Source organism: Streptomyces sp. NPDC001514, assembly GCF_053597075.1.
The window spans coordinates 1-1608 of sequence record NZ_JBSFHO010000088.1; the positions used below are offsets into that span (position 1 = coordinate 1).

Annotated in this window: 1 protein-coding gene; it reads right to left on the bottom strand. The window is 68.7% G+C overall.

Annotated features, from left to right (window positions below):
• Nucleotides 1–8 precede the first annotated feature (8 nt).
• Nucleotides 9–1466, bottom strand: a complete 1458-nt coding sequence (locus ACWCXB_RS36550; RefSeq protein ID WP_450728810.1) for an NF041680 family putative transposase — start codon at nt 1464–1466, stop codon at nt 9–11.
• Nucleotides 1467–1608: the final 142 nt, after the last annotated feature.

Here is a 1608-nt window from a genome sequence, read left to right on the forward strand (position 1 = left end):
CTTGATCTTTAACCTGTGCGGCGGGGTTTGGGGGTCGTTGTCTTCTTCGTTTGCCGTTTCGTTGGCTGCGTCTTGCGTGGTGTGTGCACGTCGTGGCGTTGGGTTGGCCGGGTGTTCTTTCGGCCTGGTGGTCGTCCGGGGCCGGGCCGGGAGGGTTTCGGTGCTTGGGCCGGGCAGGCGGTCTTCGGGCGGATGTGCCGGAAGTCGCGGCGGACACGGGCGGGCGTGAGTCTGTCCGGGGGGCTTGGCTTCTCCCAGGGTCGACGCAGGTCGGCTGCGAGTGGGCGGGCGAGACGCAGTTGGGTGTAAACGGCGAGGATCAGCCAGGTCCATCGGTCGGCCGCCTCTGGGGTGCGGATCTTCGGGGTGGTCCAGCCGAGGGTCTGCTTGAACAGGCGGAAGGTGTGCTCGATGTCGAAGCGTCGTAGGTAGGCCTGCCAGAGGCGGTTGGTGTCAGCCGGGGTGGCGTCGGTGCCGGACCACCACAGCCAGACGGGCTTCGGGATGGCTCCGCTTGGCAGGTGGTGGATGTCCAGGCGGATCACTGTTCCCTCCACGATGGGCAGGGTGCCGTCGGCCGCGGCCCAGGACGAGCGGTGGGTCAGCCTGGGGTGGAGCCGGTCCCAGGAGCGGGCGATGGCCGTGCCGTAGAGGCGTGTGTCGGTGATGGTTTCGGTGTCCGGAGTGCCCCAGGTGTCGGGCTGCCCGAAGACGAACTCGCCTCCATGCCGGGGTGGCCGGCCCAGGACGTGCGGCTGCCGGAGCGGGACAGCCCTGCGCAGGACGCGGTCCGAGCGCATCCGGGCCAGCACCTGCACCGGCAGGTCCTTGAGCAGGAATGCCAGGCGGGGCGCGTCGTATCCGGCGTCCGCGACGATGAGGACGTCCGGGTCGCCCGTCTGCCACTGCCCTGCTGTGATCAGTCGCTCGAGCAGCTCGCGCAGCTGGCGGGCGGTAACGGTGGCAGTGTCATCACCGGGTGCCAGACGCAACGCGTCCAGCGGGGCGGTCCACGAGCTGCGGCCCGGCTCGAGTGCGCAGATGATCGAGTACGGCCAGCCCGGAACCGGAATGTGCTGGTCTTTGCCCCGGCCGTAGGTGTGACACAGGATCCGGTCCGGTGAGGTGTGCGCGTCGGGCCGCAGCCAGCAGGTGACGTCGACGGCCAGGACCAGCCGGCCGTCATCGGCCCGCGGCAGTGGCACCGCGGCCAGTGCCCGCCGCAGCCGGCCCGCATCCACCCGGCCGCGGGCCACAGCCGCGTAAAGTCCGCCGTGGCCGCGGCGATGTTCGCCCACCAGCGACAGCTCGACCAGGGACCTCACCGGCCCGTCGCCGCACAGAACGGCATCAGCCAGCTCGAACAACGCGTCCGAACGAGCGGTGAGACAGGCGTAGAACTCGCCCCGGAAGCATGACAGTTCCGTCAACGGCCCTTGCCGGGCGTCGCGATGCAGCAGACTCATCCTCACGGCCTTCGTGCTGGACGTGTGTGTTCCTTGGTCGGAGCACATGTTCAGACGAAGGCCGCTTCCGTGTACGCCGGATACCGAACCGAGTGATCAAGTTCGACGCACCATTCGACGCCGGACGTTAAAGATCAAGCTA